Genomic DNA, 21,037 nt, shown 5'->3' with positions numbered 1-21,037 from the left:
TCATGGCCCTCATTCCCGCCACCATCCTGACCGGCTTCCTCGGCGCCGGCAAGACGACCTTGCTGAAGCGCATCCTGAACGAGGCGCACGGACAGAAGATCGCGGTGATCGAGAACGAATTCGGCGAAGAGAACATCGACACCGACATCCTGGTCACCGAGTCGAAGGAGCAGATCGTGCAGATGAGCAACGGCTGCATCTGCTGCACCATCCGCGAGGACCTGCGCGAGGCGCTGCAACTGCTGGCGGCCAAGAAGCGCAAGGGCTTGCTCGATTTCGACCGCGTGGTGATCGAGACCACCGGCCTGGCCGACCCCGGCCCGGTGGCCCAGACCTTCTTCATGGACGACGAGATCGCCGAGAGCTACCTGCTCGACTCGATCCTCACGCTGGTGGACGCCAAGCATGCGCCGCAGCAGCTCAACGACCGCCAGGAGGCGCGCCGCCAGGTCGGCTTTGCCGACCAGATCTTCATCAGCAAGAGCGACCTGGTCGCCGCCGACGAGACCGAGGCGCTGATCCACCGGCTCAAGCACATGAACCCGCGCGCGCCGCAGCAGAAGGTGCATTTCGGCGAGGTGCCGCTGAAAGACGTGTTCGATCTGCGCGGCTTCAACCTCAACGCCAAGCTGGACATCGACCCGGACTTTCTCAAGGAAGACGAGCACGAGCACCACGACCACGAACACGGCGAGGATTGCGACCACCCTTCGCATGCGAACGAGGGCCACGGCCACCACCATCACCATGACGACGACGTGAAAAGCTTCGTCTACCGCGCCGACCGGCCCTTCGACCCGGCGCGGCTGGAGGATTTCCTGGGCGCCATCGTCAACATCTACGGCCCGCGCATGCTGCGCTACAAGGGCGTGCTCCACATGCAGGGCACCGAGCGCAAGGTGATCTTCCAGGGCGTGCACCAGCTGATGGGCAGCGACCTCGGCCCGGCCTGGGGCGCGGACGAAAAACGCAACAGCCGCATGGTCTTCATCGGCATCGACCTGCCGCGCGAAATCCTGGAGCAGGGCCTGGAGCAGTGCCTGGTCTGATGATCGAGTGCGAGGCGGCCGCCGACGGGGCGCCCCAAGGCGAGCTGCGCCTCCCCCTCGGGGGGTGGAGTTACACGCAGCGTAGCGAAGTGAAAAGCCGGGGGCCAACATTCTTTGTCTATACAATCGCGCGCCTGTTCCGGGAGCGCACCTGTCCTGTCTTTATGGGGATGTGTGACTTTCGGCATAGGACTGCGCACGTTTCTGGCCTGCTTTCGGGGGTATAACCCCGGGGTTCGCCACCGGCGAGCACCCTGACAACGTTCGTCGAAGGAGCCAGTCACCGTGAAGAAACCCGTCGCCAAAGCCAAGCCCGTGACCAAGCCGGCGGTCAAGAAGACACCGGCTGCCAAGAAGGCTGTGCCCGCGGCGAAGAAGGTTTCTCCGGTCAAGCCAGTCAAGTCTGCCGCGCCGTCGAAGGCCCCTGCCAAGAGCAAGACCACGACGGCGAGTGCAGGCGCTTCGTCAACCAAGGCGGCCGGCCCTCGTGCCACCGCACATGCTGCATCACCGACTCCCGTGAAAAAAGCGGCTGCCGCCTCCACTCCCGCCACGGCGACACCTTCCATGACCACTCCGACCACCCCCACCAATACCCCCGCCGCCACGCCTGCCCCCGCACGCGGCGGACGCGTTTCGCGGCTGTCGCAGCTGACCGTGCCCTCCATGCCCCAGTCGGTGGCCTCCACCGCGGCCAAATCGAGCTTCGTCCAGATCACGACGAACCCGCTGGTGCCGCCGCCGCCCATCGCCGTCAAGAAGGACCCGAAGCTGGCCAACAACTGGAAGAGCAAGCCGGCCCACGAACTCACCGATGCCGAGGTGATCGCGATGCCGGATTCGGAGTACATGAACGAGAAGCAGATGGCCTTCTTCCGCCTCAAGCTGCAGGAGCTCAAGCGCGGCATCCTCGAGAACGCCGGCGAGACCACCGAGCATCTGCGCGAAGACACGGTGGTCGTGCCGGACCCGGCCGACCGCGCCACCATCGAGGAAGAGCACGCGCTCGAACTGCGCACGCGCGACCGCGAGCGCAAGCTGCTCAAGAAGATCGAGCAGTCGATCCAGCGCATCGACGCCGGCGACTACGGCTACTGCGACGAAACCGGCGAGCCGATCGGTGTCGGCCGCCTGCTGGCCCGGCCGACCGCCACACTGTCCCTGGAGGCGCAACAGCGTCGTGAACTGAAGCAGAAGATGTTCGGCGACTGATCTTTCACGAAGCCGAAGGGGAGACGCTGCGCATGGCCAAGGAAGATTCCGGTCGCTTGTTGTCGAAGGTTGCGAAGTTCGTTCGCAATCCGCTCAAGGATTGGTCCGAGCTCGACGCCGAGGAGTCGTCGCAGCTCGAGAACGGCTACAGCCGCGAGATGCTCAAGGAAATGATCGAGCGGCGGCAGCGCAACGACTTCGTGCGCCGCCGTGAGTTCGACATGCTGCGCAAGTTGCGCCAGCGCGAGGCGGCCGGCGGCCGGGATGCCGCGGCCACGCCGTCCTCCTTCAACGTCAGCAGCACCTCGGGCAAGACCGAGGGCCGGGCGCTCACGCTCAAGAAGATCGACGAGATCGAAGAGCAGATGTCGCAGCAATGGTGGAAGAACCGCGGGCCTGGAGGCGCAGCCGGCCCCGACGGCGCGGCTTCCCGGAACTCCGACATGGCCGCTCAGCATGCGCGCGCCTATGCCGACACCGTACCCGGCGTGCCGCCGCCCCCCGGGGCGACCGGGCAGCAGGGCGCACGCTCCGTCTACGACGGCAGCATCGAGGAAGCCGCCATCCGCTTCGCCCACGGCGACGATGCCGGCGCCGAAGCCATCCTGTTGCAGACGCTGGCACCGGACAGCCCGAGCGCCGATCACGACGACACCTGGCTCGCCTTGCTCGACCTTTACCGGGCCACCGGCGATGCCGAGAAGTTCGCGGCCGCCGGCGTTCGCTATGCGCAGCACATGAAGCGGGCTGCGCCCGAATGGATTTCGCTGCGCGCGCTGGCGCGCAATGTCCAGGCCTCGGCGGCTGCCGATAGCGAATCGGCGCCGAGGGCGGCACCGGTCGGCGGCGCCGACTGGGCGAGCCCCGCGCGGCTGACGCGCGAAAGCCTGCTCGGCCTCACCCGTGCGCTCGCCGCGGCCGGCGCGTCGTGGAAGCTCGACTGGAATGCGCTCGACGCCATCGAAGCCGATGCCGCCGGGCCGCTGCGCGCCTTGTTCAACCACTGGGCCGATTCGGCGGTGCAACTGCGCTTTGCCGGCAGCGATCGCCTGCTGATCGTGCTCACCGAGGCCACGCCCGTCAACAACCGCCAGGTCGATGCGGTTTGGTGGCAGCTGCACATGGCCGCCTTGCGTGTCATGCACCGGGCCGACGAATTCGAACTGCTGGCGCTCAACTACTGCATCACCTACGAGGTGTCGCCGCCGCCCTGGGAAGACCCGAAGGGCGATTTCGGCGAGCTCGAAGCACAGCCGCAGGGGCCCGCACCGGAGGCGGCGTCCGGATTCGCGATCTCGGCCATCGACGACGAGCCCGGCGACGACCTGGCGCCGGCCGGACCCATCGGCCACAGCGCGCTGGCGGGGGAGCTCGTGGGCGAGTCGCTCTCGACCTGGGAGCGACTCGATGCGGAGCTGGTCGGCGCACCGAACTTGTCGGTGTCGTGCGCGGCGCTGGTGCGCATCGATTTCGTGGCGGCCGGCACGCTCCTGAACTGGGTCACGGCCCGCGATGCGCGCGAACAGCGCGTGGCCTTCGTGGACGCGCACCGGCTGATCGCGGCCTTCTTCGGCGTGATCGGCATTGCCGACCACGCCGAGGTCGCAGTCAGAACGAACTAGGCCCCCGGCTTTTCACTTCGCTTCGCTGCGTGTTTTTCTCTCCACCCCCCGAGGGGGGCTCGGCCGCCTTGGGGCGGCCCGGCGGCGGCCGATATAGTCTCTCAAGCTCACGAGGGCACTACGCTTATTCGGCTTGCATTCGCGCCAGCCGTCGCCATATTGCTTCGATGGAACAATTTCACGGAACCACGATCATCAGCGTGCGGCGCAAGACCCCGAACGGCGACCAGGTCGCAATCGGCGGCGACGGCCAGGTCACCCTCGGCAACATCGTCATCAAGGGCAGCGCACGCAAGGTGCGCCGGCTCTATCACGGCAAGGTGCTCGCCGGTTTTGCCGGCGCGACCGCCGATGCCTTCACCCTCTTCGAGCGTTTCGAGGCCAAGCTCGAAAAGCATCAGGGCCACCTGGCGCGCGCCGCCATCGAGCTCACCAAGGACTGGCGTACCGATCGCGTGCTGCGCCGGCTCGAGGCGATGCTGGCGGTGGCCGACGCCACCACCTCGCTGATCATCACCGGCAGCGGCGATGTGCTGGAGCCCGAGAACGGCATCATCGCGATCGGCTCCGGCGGCGCCTACGCGCAGGCCGCGGCCAAGGCGCTGGTCGACCACACCGAGATGAGCGCCGCCGACATCGTCAAGAAATCGCTCGAGATCGCGGGCGAACTCTGCATTTACACCAATATGCATCACACGGTAGAGACCCTGTGAGGCCGCTCCGAGTCCATCCATGTCCATGACCCCCCAGGAAATCGTTTCCGAACTCGACCACCACATCGTCGGCCAGCCCGACGCCAAGCGCGCGGTGGCGATCGCGCTGCGCAATCGCTGGCGCCGCCAGCAGGTCGAGGAAAAGCTGCGCGCCGAGATCACGCCCAAGAACATCCTCATGATCGGCCCCACCGGCGTGGGCAAGACCGAGATCGCGCGCCGGCTTGCGCGCCTGGCCGATGCGCCCTTCATCAAGGTCGAGGCGACCAAGTTCACCGAGGTCGGCTACGTCGGCAAGGACGTCGATTCGATCATCCGCGACTTGGCCGAAATCGCCGTCAAGCAGACGCGCGAAAGCGAGAGCGCCAAGGTGCGCATGCGCGCCGAGGACGGGGCGGAAGAGCGCATCCTCGACGTGCTGCTGCCGCCGGCGCGTTTGGCCGATGGCGCCGCCACAGACGGCAGCGGCAATGCCACGCGGCAGGCCTTCCGCAAGAAGCTGCGCGAACACCAGCTCGACGACAAGGAGATCGAGATCGACCTGGCCGAAGCGCGCGCGCCGCTCGAGATCATGGGCCCCGCCGGCATGGAGGACATGACCGAACAGCTGCGCGGCATGTTCGGCCAGCTGAGTCAGGGCCGGCGCAAGACGCGCAAGCTCAAGATCGGCGAGGCGATGCATTTGCTGATCGACGAGGAGTCCGCCAAGCTGGTCAACGAGGACGAGATCCGCACCCAGGCGATCCACAACGCCGAGCAGAACGGCATCGTCTTCATCGACGAGATCGACAAGGTCGCCACGCGCACCGAGGCGCAGGGCGCCGACGTGTCGCGCCAGGGCGTGCAGCGCGACCTGCTGCCGCTGGTCGAAGGCACGTCCGTGACCACCAAGTACGGCGTGGTGCGCACCGACCACATCCTTTTCATCGCGAGCGGTGCCTTTCACCTGAGCAAGCCGAGCGACCTGATCCCCGAATTGCAGGGCCGCTTCCCGATCCGCGTCGAGTTGCAGTCGCTCTCGGTGGCGGATTTCGAGAGCATCCTGACCCAGACCCAGGCCTCGCTGGTGAAGCAGTACCAGGCGCTGTTGGCGACCGAGGGCGTGACGCTGGAATTCGCGCCCGACAGCATCACGCGGCTGGCGAGCATCGCCTACGATGTCAACGAGCGCACCGAGAACATCGGCGCGCGGCGCCTGTCGACCGTCATGGAGCGGCTGCTCGACGAAGTGAGCTTCGACGCCACCAAGCTCGAAGGCCAGGCGATCCGCATCGATGCCGCCTACGTGGACGCACGCCTCTCGGCACTAAGTCACGACGAAGACCTCTCTCGATTCATCCTCTGATCGGCGCTTTTCACTTGTACGGTTCACGCATCACATTCATTGCGTGAGCTAAGTGCTTCATCTGCAACGAAATTCGGTGTTCTTGGAATTGCAAAAACACCGCTAAGTCGTTGATTCCATTACAAAAAATACCTGCGACGGCCCGTTGCGCGCTAAGTGTTTCCTGCTACAGTGCAAAAAAGTGCAGTTAAGTGGGAAAAAGTGTCGAGCGGTGCCTCTTTTGGGTGCGCGACGCCTCCCACCACAGGGGTTCGTGGTCGTGTTTCAAGGCGCTTCATCGCTCAGTCTGGATGCCAAGGGGCGGCTCTCCGTGCCGACCCGGCATCGTGACGTCCTGAGCGCCACCGCGGCCGGTCAGCTCACGATCACCAAGCATCCGCACGGATGCCTGATGCTGTTCCCTCGTCCCGAGTGGGAGAAATTCCGCGAGCGCATCGCCGCGCTGCCGATGTCGGCACAGTGGTGGAAGCGCGTTTTCCTGGGCAATGCGATGGATGTCGAAATGGACGGCACCGGCCGTGTGCTGATCTCGCCCGAGCTGCGCTCGGCGGCGGGGATCACGCGCGACGTTCTGTTGCTGGGCATGGGCAACAACTTCGAGCTCTGGGACAAGGCCACCTACGACGCCAAGGAGGCCGAAGCCACGCAGGGCGAGATGCCCGATGTTTTCCAGGACTTTTCGTTCTGAGGCCGGCAGTGGAACAGGCATGGACCCATACGACGGTTTTGTTGAAGGAAGCGGTGGAAGCCCTCCTTCCCGATGCGTCGCGGGCCTCCGGCACCTATGTGGATGCCACCTTCGGCCGCGGCGGCCATTCGCGCGCCATCCTCGAGAGGCTGGCGCCGGCCGGCCGGCTGATCGCGTACGACAAGGACGCGGAAGCGGTGGCCGAAGCAGCGCGCATCGAGGATGCGCGTTTTTCCATCCGGCACCAGGGTTTCAAGGACGTGGGGGAACTGCCGCCGGCGAGTGTGGCCGGCCTGCTGATGGACCTCGGCATCAGCTCCCCCCAGATCGACAACCCCGCACGGGGTTTTTCTTTTCGTTTCGACGGCCCGCTCGACATGCGCATGGACACCACGCGCGGCGAGAGCGTGGCCGAATGGCTGGCAACGGCCGAACCACAGCAGATTGCGGAGGTGATTCGTGACTATGGCGAGGAACGGTTTGCTGTTCAGATTGCAAAGGCGATTGCAGCTCGCCGACAAGAACGGGGCGCAATTTCAACCACCGCCGAGCTGGCCGAGCTCGTGGCTGGCGCGGTCAAAACCCGCGAGCCGGGCCAGAACCCTGCAACGCGCACATTTCAGGCTCTTCGGATTTTCATCAACGCCGAGCTTGAAGAGCTGCAACAGGCGCTAGAAGCGAGCCTTACCGTGCTGCAACCCCAAGGCCGGCTCGCGGTGATCAGCTTCCACTCGCTGGAAGACCGCATCGTGAAGCAGTTCATCGCCAAGCATTCGCGCGAGGTCTACGACCGCCGCGCGCCCTTTGCTGCACCGAAGGCGATGAAGCTGAAGGCTTTGGGACGCGTCAAGCCGTCGAAGGCCGAGGTGGACGGCAACCCCCGCGCGCGCAGCGCGATCCTGCGCGTCGCCGAGCGCACGGAAGCCTGAACATGGCCCGCCTCAACCTGCTCCTGCTCATGGCCGTGCTGGCCTCGGCGATCTACCTGGTGCACACGCAGTACCTGTCGCGCCAGCTGTTCACCGAGCTGCACCGCGTGCAGAACGAGGCGCGCCGGCTCGAGCTCGACCACGACCGGCTGCAGGTCGAGAAGCGCGCGCAGGCAACGCCGCTGCGCGTGGAGAAGCTGGCCAAGGAGCAGCTCAGGATGCGCACGACCACGCCGGCCATCACCCAGTACGTGCGGCAGGACGGCACCGTGATCCCGGCGGTTGCAGCGGTGCCCGCGGCTGCAGCCGCGCCAACGCCGGCCTCGCCGGCGCGTGCGGCGACGACGCGGAGGGCCACGCCATGAGTCGCCGCAGCAGCCGCAGCGTGCAATACACGACCAGCCCGCTGCTCGCGAGCAAGACCCCGGTCTGGCGCAGCAAGTTCATCGTAGCCGGCATCGCCTTCGGCTTCCTGGTGCTGGCCGGCCGCGCGGCCTACGTGCAGGTGATCGGCAACGATTTCTTCCAGCGCCAGGGCGAGGTGCGCTTCACGCGCACGCTGGAGCTGCCGGCCAACCGCGGCCGCATCCTCGATCGCAACGGGCTCTTGCTCGCCTCCAGCGTGGTGGCGCCCAGCATCTGGGCGATTCCGGAGGACATCGAGCGCGACGACCCCGAGGTCAAGGCCAAGCTCAAACAGGTCGCCAGGCTGCTGGAGATGACGCAGAAGGACTTCGACAAGAAGCTGGAGGACGAGGACAAGACCTTCGTCTGGATCAAGCGGCAGGTCGACGAGCCCATCGCCAAGCGCATCGCCGAGCTCAACATCAAGGGCATCTACCAGCGCAAGGAATACAAGCGCCAGTACCCCGAGGGCGAGGCGGCCGCGCACGTGGTGGGCTTCACCAACGTCGAGGACAACGGCCAGGAAGGCATCGAGCTCGCGTTCAACAAGGAGCTGGCCGGCAAGGCGGGCGCGCGCCGCGTCATCAAGGACCGGCTCGGTCGCGTGGTCGAGGGCGTGGGCGAGCAGATCCCGCCGGTCGACGGCCGCGACATCCAGTTGAGCGTCGACAGCAAGGTGCAGTTCTTCGCCTACCAGAAGCTGCGCGATGCGGTGACGGCCAACAAGGCCAAGGCCGGCAGCGTGGTGGTGCTCGACGCCGTCACCGGCGAGGTGCTGGCGCTGGCCAACTACCCGAGCTACGTGCCCGACAAGCGGCAGAACCTCACTGGCGAGCAGCTGCGCAACCGCGCGCTCACCGACACCTTCGAGCCCGGCTCGACGATGAAGCCGATCACGGTCGCGATGGCGCTCGAAGCCGGCCGCATCAAGCCGCAGACGCTGATCGAAACCGGCCCCGGCCGATTCAGCATCGGCGGCTTCACCATCAGCGACACCCACAACTACGGCACGCTGACGGTCGAGGGCGTGATCCAGAAGTCGAGCAACGTCGGCGCGCTCAAGATCGCGCAGAAGATGAGCCCGCACGAGATGTGGGACACCTACACGGCGCTCGGCTACGGCCAGAAGCCCCAGCTGCAGTTCCCCGGTGCGGTGACGGGGCGGCTGCGGCCCTGGAAGAGCTGGCGCCCGGTCGAGCAGGCCACCATGGCCTACGGCTACGGCCTGTCGGCCTCGCTGTTCCAGATGGCGCATTCCTACACCTCCTTCGCGCACGACGGCCAGCTCATTCCCGCGACCATCCTCAAGAGCCCCGACCCGGCGGTGGGCGTGAAGGTGTTCTCGCCGCAGAACGCGCTCGCGGTGCGCAAGATGCTGCAGATGGCGGCCGGTCCCGGCGGCACCGGCCAGCGCGCGCAGACCATCGGCTACTCGGTGGGCGGCAAGTCCGGCACCGCGCACAAGCAGGTCGGCAAGGGCTATGCGAGCAACAAGTACCGTTCCTGGTTCACCGGCATGGCGCCGATCGAGAAACCGCGCATCATCGTGGCGGTGATGATCGACGAGCCGAGCGCCGGCCAGTATTTCGGCGGCCTGGTGGCAGCGCCCGTGTTCAGCGAGGTCGTGCAGCAGACGCTGCGCATGATGAACGTCCCGCCCGACATGGCAGTCAAACCGCTGGTCGTGACCAACGGCGTGGAAGAGAGCTTCTGATGCTGACGCTGCACAGTCCCCTCGAGGCCGCCGGCTGGCTCAAGGCCCGCGTGCGCGGCGTGCTGCATGCCGACAGCCGGCCGGTGGGCGCGGGCGACGGTTTCGTCGCCTGGCCCGGCGCGGCCACCGACGGCCGGCGCCATGTCGCGGCCGCGCTGGCGCAGGGCGCCGCGGCCTGCCTGGTCGAAGCCGAGGGCGTCGAGGCCTTCGGCTTCGAAGGCGAGACCATTGCGCGCTACGTCGGCCTCAAGGCCGCGACCGGGCCGATCGCCGCGGCCTACCACGACGATCCTTCGACCCGGCTCGACGTGCTTGCTGTCACCGGCACCAACGGCAAGACCTCCACCGCCTGGTGGCTGGCGCAGGCGCTCGCGGGGCGCTCGCCCTGTGCCGTGATGGGCACGCTGGGCATCGGCGTGCCGCCGGACCTGAGCTATACCGGCCTGACCACGCCCGACCCGGTGATGCTGCAGCGCGAGCTGCGCAACTACGCGGACCGCGGCTTCGGCGCCTGTGCGATCGAGGCCTCCTCGATCGGCATCGCGGAGCGCCGGCTCGACGGCACGCGGATCGCGGTCGCGGTGTTCACCAATTTCACGCAGGACCATCTCGACTACCACGGCAGCATGGATGCGTACTGGCAGGCCAAGGCCGAGCTGTTCGGCTGGCCGGGCCTGCGCGCCGCGGTGGTCAACATCGACGACGTGCACGGCGCCAGCCTGGTCGCGAACCTGATCGAGCGCGGCGTCGGCGCACTCGACGTCTGGACCGTGTCGGCCGCCGGCGCGCCGGCCCGCCTCCGGGCGACGGAGATCGGCTACGACGCGCAGGGCCTGCAGTTCTCGGTGGTCGAGCAGGGCGTGCCGGCCGAACACCTGAAGACGCAGCTGATCGGCCAGTACAACGTCGCGAACCTGCTGGGCGTGCTGGGCACGCTGCGCGCGCTCGGGCTGTCGCTGAAGGAAGCGGTGGCGGCCTGCGCGCGGCTCGACAGTGTGCCGGGCCGCATGGAGCGCGTCGCCATCGCGGGCCAGCCGCTGGCGGTGGTCGACTACGCGCACACGCCCGACGCGCTCGACAAGGCGCTGGCTGGCCTGCGTCCGCTGGCGCGGCTGCGCGGCGGGCAGCTCTGGTGCATGTTCGGCTGCGGCGGCGACCGCGACACCGCCAAGCGGCCCATGATGGCCGCGGTGGCCGAAAAGCAGGCCGACCGCCTGGTCCTGACCAGCGACAACCCGCGCAGCGAGAAGCCCAACGCCATCATCAGCCAGATCCTCCTCGGGCTCGCGCGTCCCGAGGCAGCCCAGGTCGAGCCCGACCGCGCGAAGGCGATCCGCGAGACGCTGGCTCAGGCCGCGCCCGAAGACGTGGTGCTGCTGGCCGGGCGCGGCCACGAGGCCTGGCAGGAAATCGCCGGCGAGCGCATCGCGTTTTCCGATCGAACGCATGCGATCGAAGCCTTGACGCTAAGGAGTGGCGCATGAGCGTTCATCAGCCAGGAACACCCATGATGACGCTCGGCCAGGCACAGGCCTGGATTCCGGGCGCGCGCCTGGTCGGCGATCCCGCCACGCCCGTCTCGCGCGTGCACACCGACACGCGCACGCTGGCGGCCGGCGACCTGTTCGTCGCCCTCAAGGGCGAACGCTTCGACGCCAACGACTTCCTGGCCGATGCGCGCGCGCGGGGCGCGGTCGCTGCGATCGCGCACCGCGGACTGGCGGCCGCCGGGCTGCCGGGGCTCGAGGTGCCGGACACGCTGGCTGCGCTCGGCGCCCTGGCTGCGGGCTGGCGCGCGCAGTTCGAGCTGCCGCTGGTCGCGGTCACCGGCAGCAACGGCAAGACCACCGTCACGCAGATGATTGCGTCGATCCTGCGCGCCGCCGGTGCCGAGCGCGCGCTCGCGACGGCCGGCAACTACAACAACGAGATCGGCGTGCCGCTGACGCTGCTGCGCCTGCGCGAACAGCACCAGCTCGCGGTGGTCGAGCTCGGCATGAACCACCCGGGCGAGATCGCGCGGCTGGCGGCGATTGCGCGTCCCACCATCGCGCTGGTCAACAACGCGCAGCGCGAGCACCTGGAGTTCATGGCGAGCGTCGACGCGGTGGCGCGCGAGAACGGCGCGGCGATCAGCGCGCTGCCGGACAGCGGCACCGCCGTGTTCCCCTACGGCGACGCCTTCACCTCGCTGTGGAACGAAATGGCGCACGAGGGTGCATCGCGCCGCTGCCTGACCTTCGGCGAGCGGCCCGACGCGGACATCGCGCTGGCGGGCGCCGAATGGCGGGGCGACGCCTGGCGCTTCGAGGCGCGCACGCCGCTCGGCGACATCAAGTCCACCCTGCGGATCGCCGGCCGGCACAACGTGGTCAATGCGCTCGCCGCCGTGGCCTGCTCGCTCGCCAGCGGCGTGTCGCTCGAGAAGATTGCCGAGGGGCTGGCCGCGTTCGAGCCGGTCAAGGGGCGTTCGAAGGCCACCGAGCTGCGTTTCGCGGGTCGGCACACGATCACGCTGGTCGACGACAGCTACAACGCCAACCCCGACTCGGTGCGCGCCGCGATCGATGTGTTGAGCGGCCTGCCGGGCCCGCGCCTCCTGGTGCTGGGCGACATGGGCGAGGTCGGCGACCAGGGACCGCAATTCCACGCCGAGGTCGGTGCATGGGCGAGCCAGCGCGGCATCGAAACACTTTTCGCGCTCGGCCGCGAATCGGCGCACGGCATCGCGGCCTTCAAGGCCGCCGGCGGCGCCGAGGCCCGGCATTTCGACGACATCGCGGCACTCAACGCGGCGGTCCTGGCGCAGGTGCCGCGCACGGCCAGCATGCTGGTCAAGGGCTCGCGCTTCATGCAGATGGAGCGTGTGGTGCAGGCCGTCGCGGCGGCTGCCAAAGAACAACAAGACAAGGAGGGCAGCCAATGAACCCGGCCTGCGCATCATGCTAGTGAGCCTCGCCCTGTGGCTGCAGACGCTCTCGCCGGAGTTCGGCTTCCTGCGCGTCTTCCAGTATCTGACCTTCCGCGCGCTGATGGCCGCGCTGACCGCGCTGCTGGTCGGCCTCCTGGCCGGGCCCTACGTGATCCGCCGCCTTGCCGCGCTCAAGATCGGCCAGCCGATACGCGGCTACGGCATGGAGACGCACCTGACCAAGAGCGGCACGCCCACCATGGGCGGCGTGCTGGTGCTGTTCTCGATCGCCTTCGCGACGCTGCTGTGGTTCGACCCGTCCAACCGCTTCGTCTGGATCGTGCTGTGGGTCACGCTGGGCTTCGGCGCCATCGGCTGGGTCGACGACTGGCGCAAGGTGGTGCGCAAGGATCCGGAAGGCATGCGTTCGCGCGAGAAGTACTTCTGGCAATCGGTGGTCGGGCTGGTGGCGGGCTTCTACCTGCTGTTCAGCATCTCCGAAAGCTCCAACTGGCGCGTGCTCGAGCTGTTCTACAGCTGGGTCGGCTCGGGCTTCGACCTCGACTTTCCGCCCAAGATCAACCTCCTGGTGCCCTTCTTCAAGGAAGTGAGCTACCCGCTCGGCGGCATCGGCTTCGTGATCCTGACCTACCTCGTGATCGTCGGCGCCAGCAACGCGGTGAACCTGACCGACGGGCTCGACGGCCTGGCGATCATGCCGGTGGTGATGGTCGGCTCCGCCCTGGGCGTGTTCGCCTACGTGACCGGCAGCGCGGTCTATTCCAAGTACCTGCTGTTCCCGCACATCCCGGGCTCGGGCGAACTGCTGGTGTTCTGCTCGGCCATGGCCGGCGCCGGGCTCGCATTCCTCTGGTTCAACACCCATCCGGCGCAGGTCTTCATGGGCGACGTGGGCGCGCTCGCGCTGGGCGGCGCGCTCGGCACCATCGCGGTGATCGTGCGCCAGGAAATCGTGTTCTTCGTCATGGGCGGCATCTTCGTGGTCGAGGCGATCTCGGTGATGGCGCAGGTGACCTACTTCAAGTACACCAAGAAGCGCTTCGGCGAAGGCCGCCGCGTGCTCAAGATGGCGCCCTTGCACCACCACTTCGAGAAGAGCGGCTGGCGCGAGACGCAGGTCGTGGTGCGTTTCTGGATCATCACCATGCTGTTGTGCCTGGTGGGTCTTTCCACCTTGAAGCTGCGGTAGGACACATGCGGCATCTTCAAGACCAACACGTGCTGATCCTGGGCCTGGGCGCCTCGGGACTGGCGATGGCGCGCTGGTGCGCGCGCCATGGCGCCAGGCTGACCGTGGCCGACACGCGCGAGGCGCCGCCGCAGCGCGATGCGCTGCTTGCCGAGCTGCCCGAAGCGGATTTTGTCGGCGGGCCGTTCTCGGCCGCACTGGTCGAAGGCACGTCGGTGCGCGCCGTCTATCGCTCGCCGGGCCTGTCGCCGGCTTCGATCGCGGTGGTGGTCGATGCGGCGCGCGCCATGGGCCTTCCCGTGGGCGGCGAGCTCGATCTGTTCGCGCAGGCGCTGGCGGACCTGCGCACCGTGGAAGCTGCCGACGCAGTTGATGCGCCGGTGGAAGAGGCCGAGCCGGCGCCGGTGTCGCCGCCGCAGGAGCAGGAAGCCGAATCCGCCGCTATCGAGGACGACGACGACGACGCCGAAGCGCCGACCCCGATCCTCGTGCCCGTCCCGCCGGCGCCCCAGGGCTACACGCCGGCGGTGCTGGCCGTGACCGGCACCAATGGCAAGACGACGGTCACCGCGCTCGCCGGCCAACTGGTGGAACGCGCCGGCAAGACGGTCGCGGTGGCTGGCAACATCGGCCCCACCTTGCTCGACACGCTGGCCGCGCACCTCGACGCCGGCACGCTGCCCGAGGTGTGGGTGCTCGAGCTCTCGAGCTTCCAGCTCGACGGCGTGCAGGGCTTCGAGCCGACCGCGGCCGCGGTGCTCAACCTGACGCAGGACCACCTCGACTGGCATGGCGACATGGCTTCTTACGCAGCGGCCAAGGCGCGTATCTTCGGCGCCAAGGGCACCATGGTGCTCAATCGCGAGGACGAGGCGGTGATGGCGATGCAGCCCGCGCCGGTGAAGCTGGCGAAGGGCCAATCGCCGCGCAGCATCGTCACGTTCGGCGCCGGCATGCCGCTGCGTCCCGGCGACTACGGGCTCGAACGGCTGAATGGAATGCCCTGGCTGGTGCGCGCGCTGGAAGCCGACGAGACGCAGAAGCGCAAGCGCGGCGCCACGGCCGAAGAGGAAGAGATCCACATCCAGCGCCTGATGCCGGCCGATGCGCTGCGCATCCGCGGCCGGCACAACGCCCTCAACGCCCTGGCGGCGCTCGCGCTCGCCGCGGCGGCCGGCTGCCAGCTCGCGCCCATGCTCTACGGCCTGCGCGAATACCGTGGCGAGCCGCATCGGGTCGAGCCGGTCATGATCGTCGACGAGGTCGAGTATTTCGACGACAGCAAGGGCACCAACGTGGGCGCGACGGTCGCGGCCCTGATCGGGCTGGGCGAAGAGCGCCGCCTGGTCGTGATCCTCGGCGGCGAGGGCAAGGGCCAGGACTTCGCGCCGCTCGCGGAACCGGTGCGCCAGTACGTGCGCGCCGTGGTGCTGATCGGCCGCGACGCGCCGCTGATCGAGGCGGCGCTGGCATCGACCGGCGTGCCGCTGCTGCCCGCCGCCTCGCTGCCCGAGGCCGTGACGCTGGCCGCCGGCCGCGCGCATCCCGGCGATGCCGTGCTGCTGTCGCCGGCCTGCGCGAGCTTCGACATGTTCAAGGACTACGAACACCGCGCGACGGTGTTCTGCGAGGCGGTGCAGGAACTCGCCGAGGCACCGCGTGGCACCGGCGGGGAGGAGCTCGCATGAGCACGACCGCCGCAGCCACCCCCAACAAGACGAGCCGCTTCGCCGGCTGGTTCAGCCGCGCCACGAGCGGCATCGACGCGCTGCCCATGCACCTGCCGGTGCGTCTCGGCAATGCCGGGATGACGCAGACCAAGGCGGCGCCGGTGCGCGTGTTGGGCTTCGACCAGGCGCTGGTCTGGGTCACGGTCGCCTTGCTCGCCTGGGGCCTGGTGATGGTCTATTCGGCCTCCATCGCATTGCCGGACAACCCGCGCTTCGCGCGCCAGGGCTACGGCCCGGCCTTCTTCCTCACGCGCCATGCGGCCTCGGTGGTGATCGCCTTCATCGCCGCGCTCTTGGCCTTCCAGATCCCGATGGCGATCTGGGAGCGCGCGGCGCCCTGGCTCTTCGTCGCCTCGCTGCTGCTGCTGGTCGCGGTGCTGATTCCGCACATCGGCATCAACGTCAACGGTGCGCGCCGCTGGCTGCCGATGGGCTTCATGCGCTTCCAGCCTTCCGAGCTGGCCAAGCTCGCGATGATCCTCTACGCCGCCAGCTACATGGTGCGCAAGATGGAAATCAAGGAGCGCTTCTTCCGCGCCGTGCTGCCGATGGGCATCGCGGTGGTGGTGGTCGGCATGCTGGTGATGGCGGAGCCCGACATGGGCGCCTTCATGGTGATCGCGGTGATCGCGATGGGCATCCTGTTCCTCGGCGGCGTCAACGCGCGCATGTTCTTCGTGATCGCCGCGCTGGTGGTCGTCGCGTTCGGCACCATCGTGGCCACCAGTCCGTGGCGGCGCGAGCGCATCTTCGCCTACCTCGATCCGTGGAGCGAAGAGCATGCGCTGGGCAAGGGCTATCAGCTGTCGCATTCGCTGATCGCGATCGGCCGCGGCGAGATCTTCGGCGTCGGCCTCGGTGGCAGCGTCGAGAAGCTGCACTGGCTGCCCGAGGCGCACACCGACTTCCTGCTCGCGGTGATCGGCGAGGAGTTCGGCCTGGTCGGCGTGCTGCTCGCGATCGGCCTCTTCCTCTGGCTCACGCGCCGCATCATGCACATCGGCCGCCAGGCGATCGCGCTCGACCGCGTGTTCTCCGGACTCGTGGCGCAGGGCGTCGGCATCTGGATCGGTTTCCAGGCCTTCATCAACATGGGCGTGAACCTGGGTGCGCTGCCGACCAAGGGGCTGACCTTGCCGCTGATGAGCTTCGGGGGCTCGGCCATCCTGATGAACGTAGTCGCGCTCGCGATCGTGCTGCGCATCGACTATGAGAATCGGGTTCTCATGCGCGGAGGCCGCGTATGAGCAGGACGGCACTGGTCATGGCGGGCGGCACGGGCGGGCATATCTTCCCGGGACTGGCCGTGGCCGAGGCCCTGCGCGAGCGCGGCTGGCGCGTGCACTGGCTGGGCGCGCCCGGCAGCATGGAAGAAAAGCTGGTGCCGCCGCGCGGCTTCGCCTTCGAGCCGGTGCATTTCGGCGGCGTGCGCGGCAAGGGGCCGATCACGCTGTTCCTGCTGCCGATGCGCCTCTTGCGTGCGTTTTTGCAGAGCATCGCCGTCGTTCGCCGCGTCAAGCCCGACGTGGTGGTTGGCCTCGGCGGCTACATCACCTTTCCGGGCGGCATGATGAGCGTGCTGCTCAACAAGCCGCTGGTGCTGCACGAGCAGAACTCGGTCGCCGGGCTCGCCAACAAGGTGCTTGCCAGCGTCGCGGACCGCGTCTTCACCGCGTTCCCGAACGTGATGAAGAAAGCCCAGTGGGTCGGCAACCCGCTGCGCGCGGCCTTCACTTCGCAGCCCGACCCGGCCACGCGCTTCGCGGGCCGCAGCGGTCCGCTCAAGCTGCTGGTCGTCGGCGGCAGCCTGGGCGCGAAGGCGCTCAACGCCGTCGTGCCGAAGGCGCTCGCGCGCATCGCACCCGAGCAGCGTCCGACGGTCACGCACCAGAGCGGCGCCAAGCAGATCGACGAGCTGCGCGCCAACTATGCGGCTGCCGGCGTCGAAGGCGAGCTCACCCCTTTCATCGAAGACACCGCAAGCGCCTATGCCGACGCCGACCTGATCGTCGCGCGCGCCGGCGCGAGCACCGTCACCGAAATCGCGGCCGTCGGCGCAGCAGCGCTGTTCGTGCCATTTCCATCCGCCGTGGACGACCACCAGACCACCAATGCGCGCTTTCTTGTCGACGCAGGCGGCGGCTGGCTCGTTCAGCAAACCGAATTGACTCCCGAATTGTTGGCCGACTTGCTACAGAAAACCGGGCGCCCTGCGCTCATGGAACGCGCCGTGAAGGCCAAGACGATGCAGAAAACCGAGGCGGTCAACGTGCTCGTGCAGGCCTGTGAGGAGCTGGTCAAATGAAGCACGCAATTCGTCATATCCACTTCGTCGGCATCGGCGGCTCCGGCATGAGCGGCATCGCCGAGGTGTTGTTCAACCTGGGCTACAAGATCACCGGCTCCGACCTGGCCGACAGCGCGACGCTCAAGCGGCTCGCGGGGCTGGGCATCACCACCTTCGTGGGCCACGACGCGGCGAACATCGCGGGCGCCGACGCGGTCGTGACTTCCACCGCCGTGAATGCCGACAACCCCGAGGTGGTCGCCGCGCGCGAGAAGCGCATCCCTGTCGTGCCGCGGGCGCTGATGCTGGCCGAGCTGATGCGGCTCAAGCAGGGCATCGCGATCGCCGGCACGCACGGCAAGACCACGACGACCAGCCTGGTCGCGAGCGTGCTCGCGGCGGCAGGGCTCGATCCGACCTTCGTCATCGGCGGCCGGCTCAACAGCGCGGGCGCCAATGCGCAGCTCGGCAGCGGCGACTACATCGTGGTCGAGGCCGACGAGTCGGACGCTTCCTTCCTGAACCTGCTGCCGGTGATGGCGGTGGTCACGAACATCGATGCCGACCACATGGAGACCTACGGGCACGATTTCGCGAAGCTCAAGAAGGCTTTCGTCGATTTCCTGCATCGCATGCCTTTCTATGGCACGGCGATCCTCTGCACCGACGATCCGGCGGTGCGCGAGATCGTGACCGAGGTGTCCTGCCCGGTCACCAGCTACGGCTTCAGCGAGGACGCGCAGGTGCGTGCGGTCAACGTGCGCGCGGTCGGCGCGCAGATGCACTTCACCGCGCAGCGGCGCAACGGCGTTACGCTGCCGGACCTGGACATCGTGCTGAACCTGCCCGGCGAGCACAACGTGCGCAATGCGCTGTCAGTGATCGCGGTGGCGGTCGAGCTCAACGTGCCCGACGAGGCGGTGCAGCGCGGCCTGGCCGACTTCAAGGGCGTGGGCCGGCGCTTCCAGCGCTACGGCGAGGTCAAGCTGCCGCGCGCACACGGGCCCGGCAGCTTCACGCTGATCGACGATTACGGCCACCACCCGGTCGAGATGGCGGCCACCATCGCCGCCGCGCGCGGCGCTTTCCCAGGGCGGCGCCTGGTGCTGGCTTTCCAGCCGCACCGCTTCACGCGCACGCGCGACTGCTTCGAGGATTTCGTCAAGGTCATCGGCGCGGCCGACGCGGTGCTGCTGGGCGAGGTCTATGCGGCCGGTGAAGCGCCGATCGTGGCCGCCGACGGCCGCTCGCTGGCACGCGCGCTGCGCGTGGCGGGCAAAGTGGAGCCGGTGTTCGTCGACGAGATCGCGGACATGCCGCAGGCCATCCTCGACAACGCGCGCGAGGGCGACGTGGTGATCTGCATGGGTGCGGGCTCGATCGGCGCCGTGCCCGCCAAGGTGGTCGAGCTCGGCGGCGCGGCCTCTTCCAAGAAATCGGAGCGCTTCACGCGCGAAGGGAGAGCACTGTGAACCCGCAGGACTTCGGCAAGGTGGCCGTGCTTTTCGGCGGCACGTCGGCCGAACGCGAGATTTCCATCATGTCGGGCACCGGCGTGCTGGAGGCACTGCGCTCGCGCGGCGTCGACGCCCACGCCTTCGATCCGGCCGAGCGCGAGCTGGTCGAGCTCAAGCACGAAGGCTTCGCACGCTGCTTCGTCGTGCTGCATGGCCGACACGGCGAGGACGGCACGGTGCAGGGCGCACTGGAACTGCTCGGCATTCCCTACACCGGCTCCGGCGTGATGGCCTCGAGCGTGGCGATGGACAAGGTCATGACCAAGCGCATCTGGCAGGCCGACGGCCTGCCGACGCCGCGCTATGTGCGCCTGGCCTTCGACCAGCAGAGCCGCGAGCAGGTGCTGGCCGTGCCCGACGTGCTGGGGCTGCCGCTGATCGTGAAGCCGCCGCGCGAGGGTTCCTCCATCGGCGTGACCAAGGTCGAGGGTTACTCGCAGATGCAGGACGCCGTGACGCTGGCCGTCGGCTACGACACCGACGTGCTCTGCGAGGAGTTCATCGAGGGCGAGGAAGTCACCTGCGCCGTGCTCGGCGGCGGCCTCGGCGCCGAGGCGCTGCCAGTGGTGCGCATCGCCGCGCCCGAGGGCGCCTACGACTACCAGAACAAGTACTTCACCGACGACGTGAAGTACCACTGCCCGAGCGGCCTGCCCGATGCGGAGGAGCAGGAGATCCGGCGCATCACGCTGGCGGCCTACCACCAGCTCGGCTGCCGCGGCTGGGGCCGCGCCGACCTGATGATCCGCGCCAGCGACCGCAAGCCCTTCCTACTGGAGATGAACACCTCGCCCGGCATGACCACCCATTCGCTGGTGCCCATGTCGGCGCGCGCGGCCGGCATCTCCTACGAGGACCTGTGCCTGCGCGTGCTGGCATCGGCCACCCTGGACTCGAAAGCGGAGGTCTGATGGCTGCCAGCATCCCCGTGCCCTTCGACGTCAAGCTCATGAACGTGACCGCGACCCTGGTGTACGCGTTGTTCGCGCTCGTGTTGCTGGCGGCGGGCGCATGGTGGGTGCTGCGCCAGCCCTTCTTCCCGCTGGCCGGCATCAAGGTCGACGGCGAGGTCACGCACAACAACGCGGTCACGTTGCGCGCCAACGTCGCGCCGCAGCTGGCGGGCAACTTCTTCACGGTCGACCTGGCGCGCGCGCGTGTCGCCTTCGAGGCCGTACCCTGGGTGCGCAAGGCGGTGGTGCGGCGCGAGTTCCCGAACAAGCTGCGCGCCACCCTCACCGAGCATGTGCCGGTGGCGCACTGGGGCGACGAGGCGCAATCGCGCCTCATCAACGGCTTCGGCGAAGTGTTCGAGGCCAACGTGGCCGAGGTCGACGACAGCCTGCCGCGGCTGGACGGGCCGACCGAGCAGTCCGGCCAGGTGCTGGGCATGTACCGCGTGCTGCAGCCGCTGTTTGCGCCCTACGAGCTGTCGCTCGACGCGCTCACGCTGTCGAGCCGCGGCAGCTGGCGCGCGGTGCTGGACACCGGCGCCGCGATCGAACTCGGCCGCGGGCAGAGCGAGGAAGTGGCGGCGCGCACGCAGCGTTTTCTGGTCACGGTGGCGCCGGTCGCGCGGCAGTACGGGCGCACGGTCGCTTCGGTCGAGGGCGCCGACCTGCGGCACAACGAAGGCTACGCGCTGCGCTTGCGCGGTGTCACCACGGTCGTCACCGACCCCAAGAAGAAATAGGAACTGAGGAAG

18 protein-coding genes are annotated in these 21,037 nt (G+C 68.1%); all 18 read left to right on the top strand.

The window, feature by feature from the left end; all coding sequences use genetic code 11:
* Positions 1-2 precede the first annotated feature (2 nt).
* The 18 genes from ACSQ9A_RS23970 (at position 3) to ACSQ9A_RS23885 (ending at position 21,025) form a co-directional block, all read left to right on the top strand.
* The gene (locus ACSQ9A_RS23970; RefSeq protein ID WP_436305458.1) at positions 3-1,049 is read left to right on the top strand and encodes a CobW family GTP-binding protein; all 1,047 of its coding nucleotides are present in this window, start codon (positions 3-5) and stop codon (positions 1,047-1,049) included.
* A gap of 567 nt (positions 1,050-1,616) precedes the next feature.
* Positions 1,617-2,261 (top strand): RNA polymerase-binding protein DksA, encoded by a 645-nt coding sequence (gene dksA / locus ACSQ9A_RS23965; protein WP_093104176.1) that lies wholly within the window; start codon positions 1,617-1,619, stop codon positions 2,259-2,261.
* 32 nt (positions 2,262-2,293) lie between these two features.
* Complete coding sequence (locus tag ACSQ9A_RS23960; protein WP_436305457.1) at positions 2,294-3,883, top strand: STAS domain-containing protein; 1,590 nt, start codon at positions 2,294-2,296, stop codon at positions 3,881-3,883.
* Between the two features lie 167 nt (positions 3,884-4,050).
* Positions 4,051-4,596: an ATP-dependent protease subunit HslV gene (hslV, locus tag ACSQ9A_RS23955; protein WP_436293632.1), complete on the top strand. Its 546-nt coding sequence runs from the start codon at positions 4,051-4,053 to the stop codon at positions 4,594-4,596.
* 19 nt (positions 4,597-4,615) lie between these two features.
* Entirely contained in the window at positions 4,616-5,941 is a 1,326-nt protein-coding gene (hslU, locus tag ACSQ9A_RS23950) for an ATP-dependent protease ATPase subunit HslU (RefSeq protein ID WP_436305456.1), read from the top strand.
* Between the two features lie 259 nt (positions 5,942-6,200).
* On the top strand, positions 6,201-6,629 hold the full coding sequence (mraZ, locus tag ACSQ9A_RS23945; RefSeq protein WP_093104177.1) for a division/cell wall cluster transcriptional repressor MraZ: 429 nt from the start codon (positions 6,201-6,203) through the stop codon (positions 6,627-6,629).
* Positions 6,630-6,637: 8 nt separating this feature from the next.
* Positions 6,638-7,558: a 16S rRNA (cytosine(1402)-N(4))-methyltransferase RsmH gene (rsmH, locus tag ACSQ9A_RS23940; protein WP_093104004.1), complete on the top strand. Its 921-nt coding sequence runs from the start codon at positions 6,638-6,640 to the stop codon at positions 7,556-7,558.
* A gap of 2 nt (positions 7,559-7,560) precedes the next feature.
* Positions 7,561-7,923 carry a cell division protein FtsL gene (ftsL, locus tag ACSQ9A_RS23935; RefSeq protein ID WP_093104006.1) on the top strand — a complete coding sequence of 121 codons (363 nt, stop codon included), beginning with the start codon at positions 7,561-7,563 and terminating at the stop codon, positions 7,921-7,923.
* On the top strand, positions 7,920-9,677 hold the full coding sequence (locus ACSQ9A_RS23930; protein WP_436293630.1) for a peptidoglycan D,D-transpeptidase FtsI family protein: 1,758 nt from the start codon (positions 7,920-7,922) through the stop codon (positions 9,675-9,677). Before ftsL ends, ACSQ9A_RS23930 begins: the two co-directional genes overlap by 4 nt.
* The gene (locus ACSQ9A_RS23925) at positions 9,677-11,161 is read left to right on the top strand and encodes a UDP-N-acetylmuramoyl-L-alanyl-D-glutamate--2,6-diaminopimelate ligase (protein ID WP_436305455.1); all 1,485 of its coding nucleotides are present in this window, start codon (positions 9,677-9,679) and stop codon (positions 11,159-11,161) included. The genes ACSQ9A_RS23930 and ACSQ9A_RS23925 overlap by 1 nt, the downstream gene beginning before the upstream one ends.
* Before the next feature lie 23 nt (positions 11,162-11,184).
* The gene (locus tag ACSQ9A_RS23920) at positions 11,185-12,603 is read left to right on the top strand and encodes a UDP-N-acetylmuramoyl-tripeptide--D-alanyl-D-alanine ligase (RefSeq protein ID WP_436305453.1); all 1,419 of its coding nucleotides are present in this window, start codon (positions 11,185-11,187) and stop codon (positions 12,601-12,603) included.
* A 16-nt stretch (positions 12,604-12,619) separates the two neighbouring features.
* Positions 12,620-13,798, top strand: coding sequence for a phospho-N-acetylmuramoyl-pentapeptide-transferase (gene mraY, locus ACSQ9A_RS23915; RefSeq protein ID WP_093104012.1), 1,179 nt, complete (start codon positions 12,620-12,622; stop codon positions 13,796-13,798).
* A 5-nt stretch (positions 13,799-13,803) separates the two neighbouring features.
* Entirely contained in the window at positions 13,804-15,486 is a 1,683-nt protein-coding gene (gene murD / locus ACSQ9A_RS23910) for a UDP-N-acetylmuramoyl-L-alanine--D-glutamate ligase (RefSeq protein ID WP_436305451.1), read from the top strand.
* Positions 15,483-16,775, top strand: a complete 1,293-nt coding sequence (ftsW, locus tag ACSQ9A_RS23905) for a putative lipid II flippase FtsW (RefSeq protein ID WP_093104016.1) — start codon at positions 15,483-15,485, stop codon at positions 16,773-16,775. Before murD ends, ftsW begins: the two co-directional genes overlap by 4 nt.
* A complete protein-coding gene (gene murG, locus ACSQ9A_RS23900) occupies positions 16,772-17,833 on the top strand; it encodes an undecaprenyldiphospho-muramoylpentapeptide beta-N-acetylglucosaminyltransferase (protein WP_093104017.1) in 1,062 nt (353 codons plus the stop codon). Before ftsW ends, murG begins: the two co-directional genes overlap by 4 nt.
* Complete coding sequence (murC, locus tag ACSQ9A_RS23895) at positions 17,830-19,287, top strand: UDP-N-acetylmuramate--L-alanine ligase (protein ID WP_093104019.1); 1,458 nt, start codon at positions 17,830-17,832, stop codon at positions 19,285-19,287. Before murG ends, murC begins: the two co-directional genes overlap by 4 nt.
* A complete protein-coding gene (locus ACSQ9A_RS23890) occupies positions 19,284-20,243 on the top strand; it encodes a D-alanine--D-alanine ligase (protein WP_436305450.1) in 960 nt (319 codons plus the stop codon). The genes murC and ACSQ9A_RS23890 overlap by 4 nt, the downstream gene beginning before the upstream one ends.
* Complete coding sequence (locus tag ACSQ9A_RS23885) at positions 20,243-21,025, top strand: cell division protein FtsQ/DivIB (RefSeq protein ID WP_436305448.1); 783 nt, start codon at positions 20,243-20,245, stop codon at positions 21,023-21,025. The genes ACSQ9A_RS23890 and ACSQ9A_RS23885 overlap by 1 nt, the downstream gene beginning before the upstream one ends.
* Positions 21,026-21,037: the final 12 nt, after the last annotated feature.

The organism is Variovorax sp. LjRoot290 (assembly GCF_964253985.1).
In the GTDB taxonomy this organism is placed as follows: domain Bacteria; phylum Pseudomonadota; class Gammaproteobacteria; order Burkholderiales; family Burkholderiaceae_C; genus Variovorax.
This window is presented reverse-complemented; position numbering and strand designations above follow the sequence as displayed.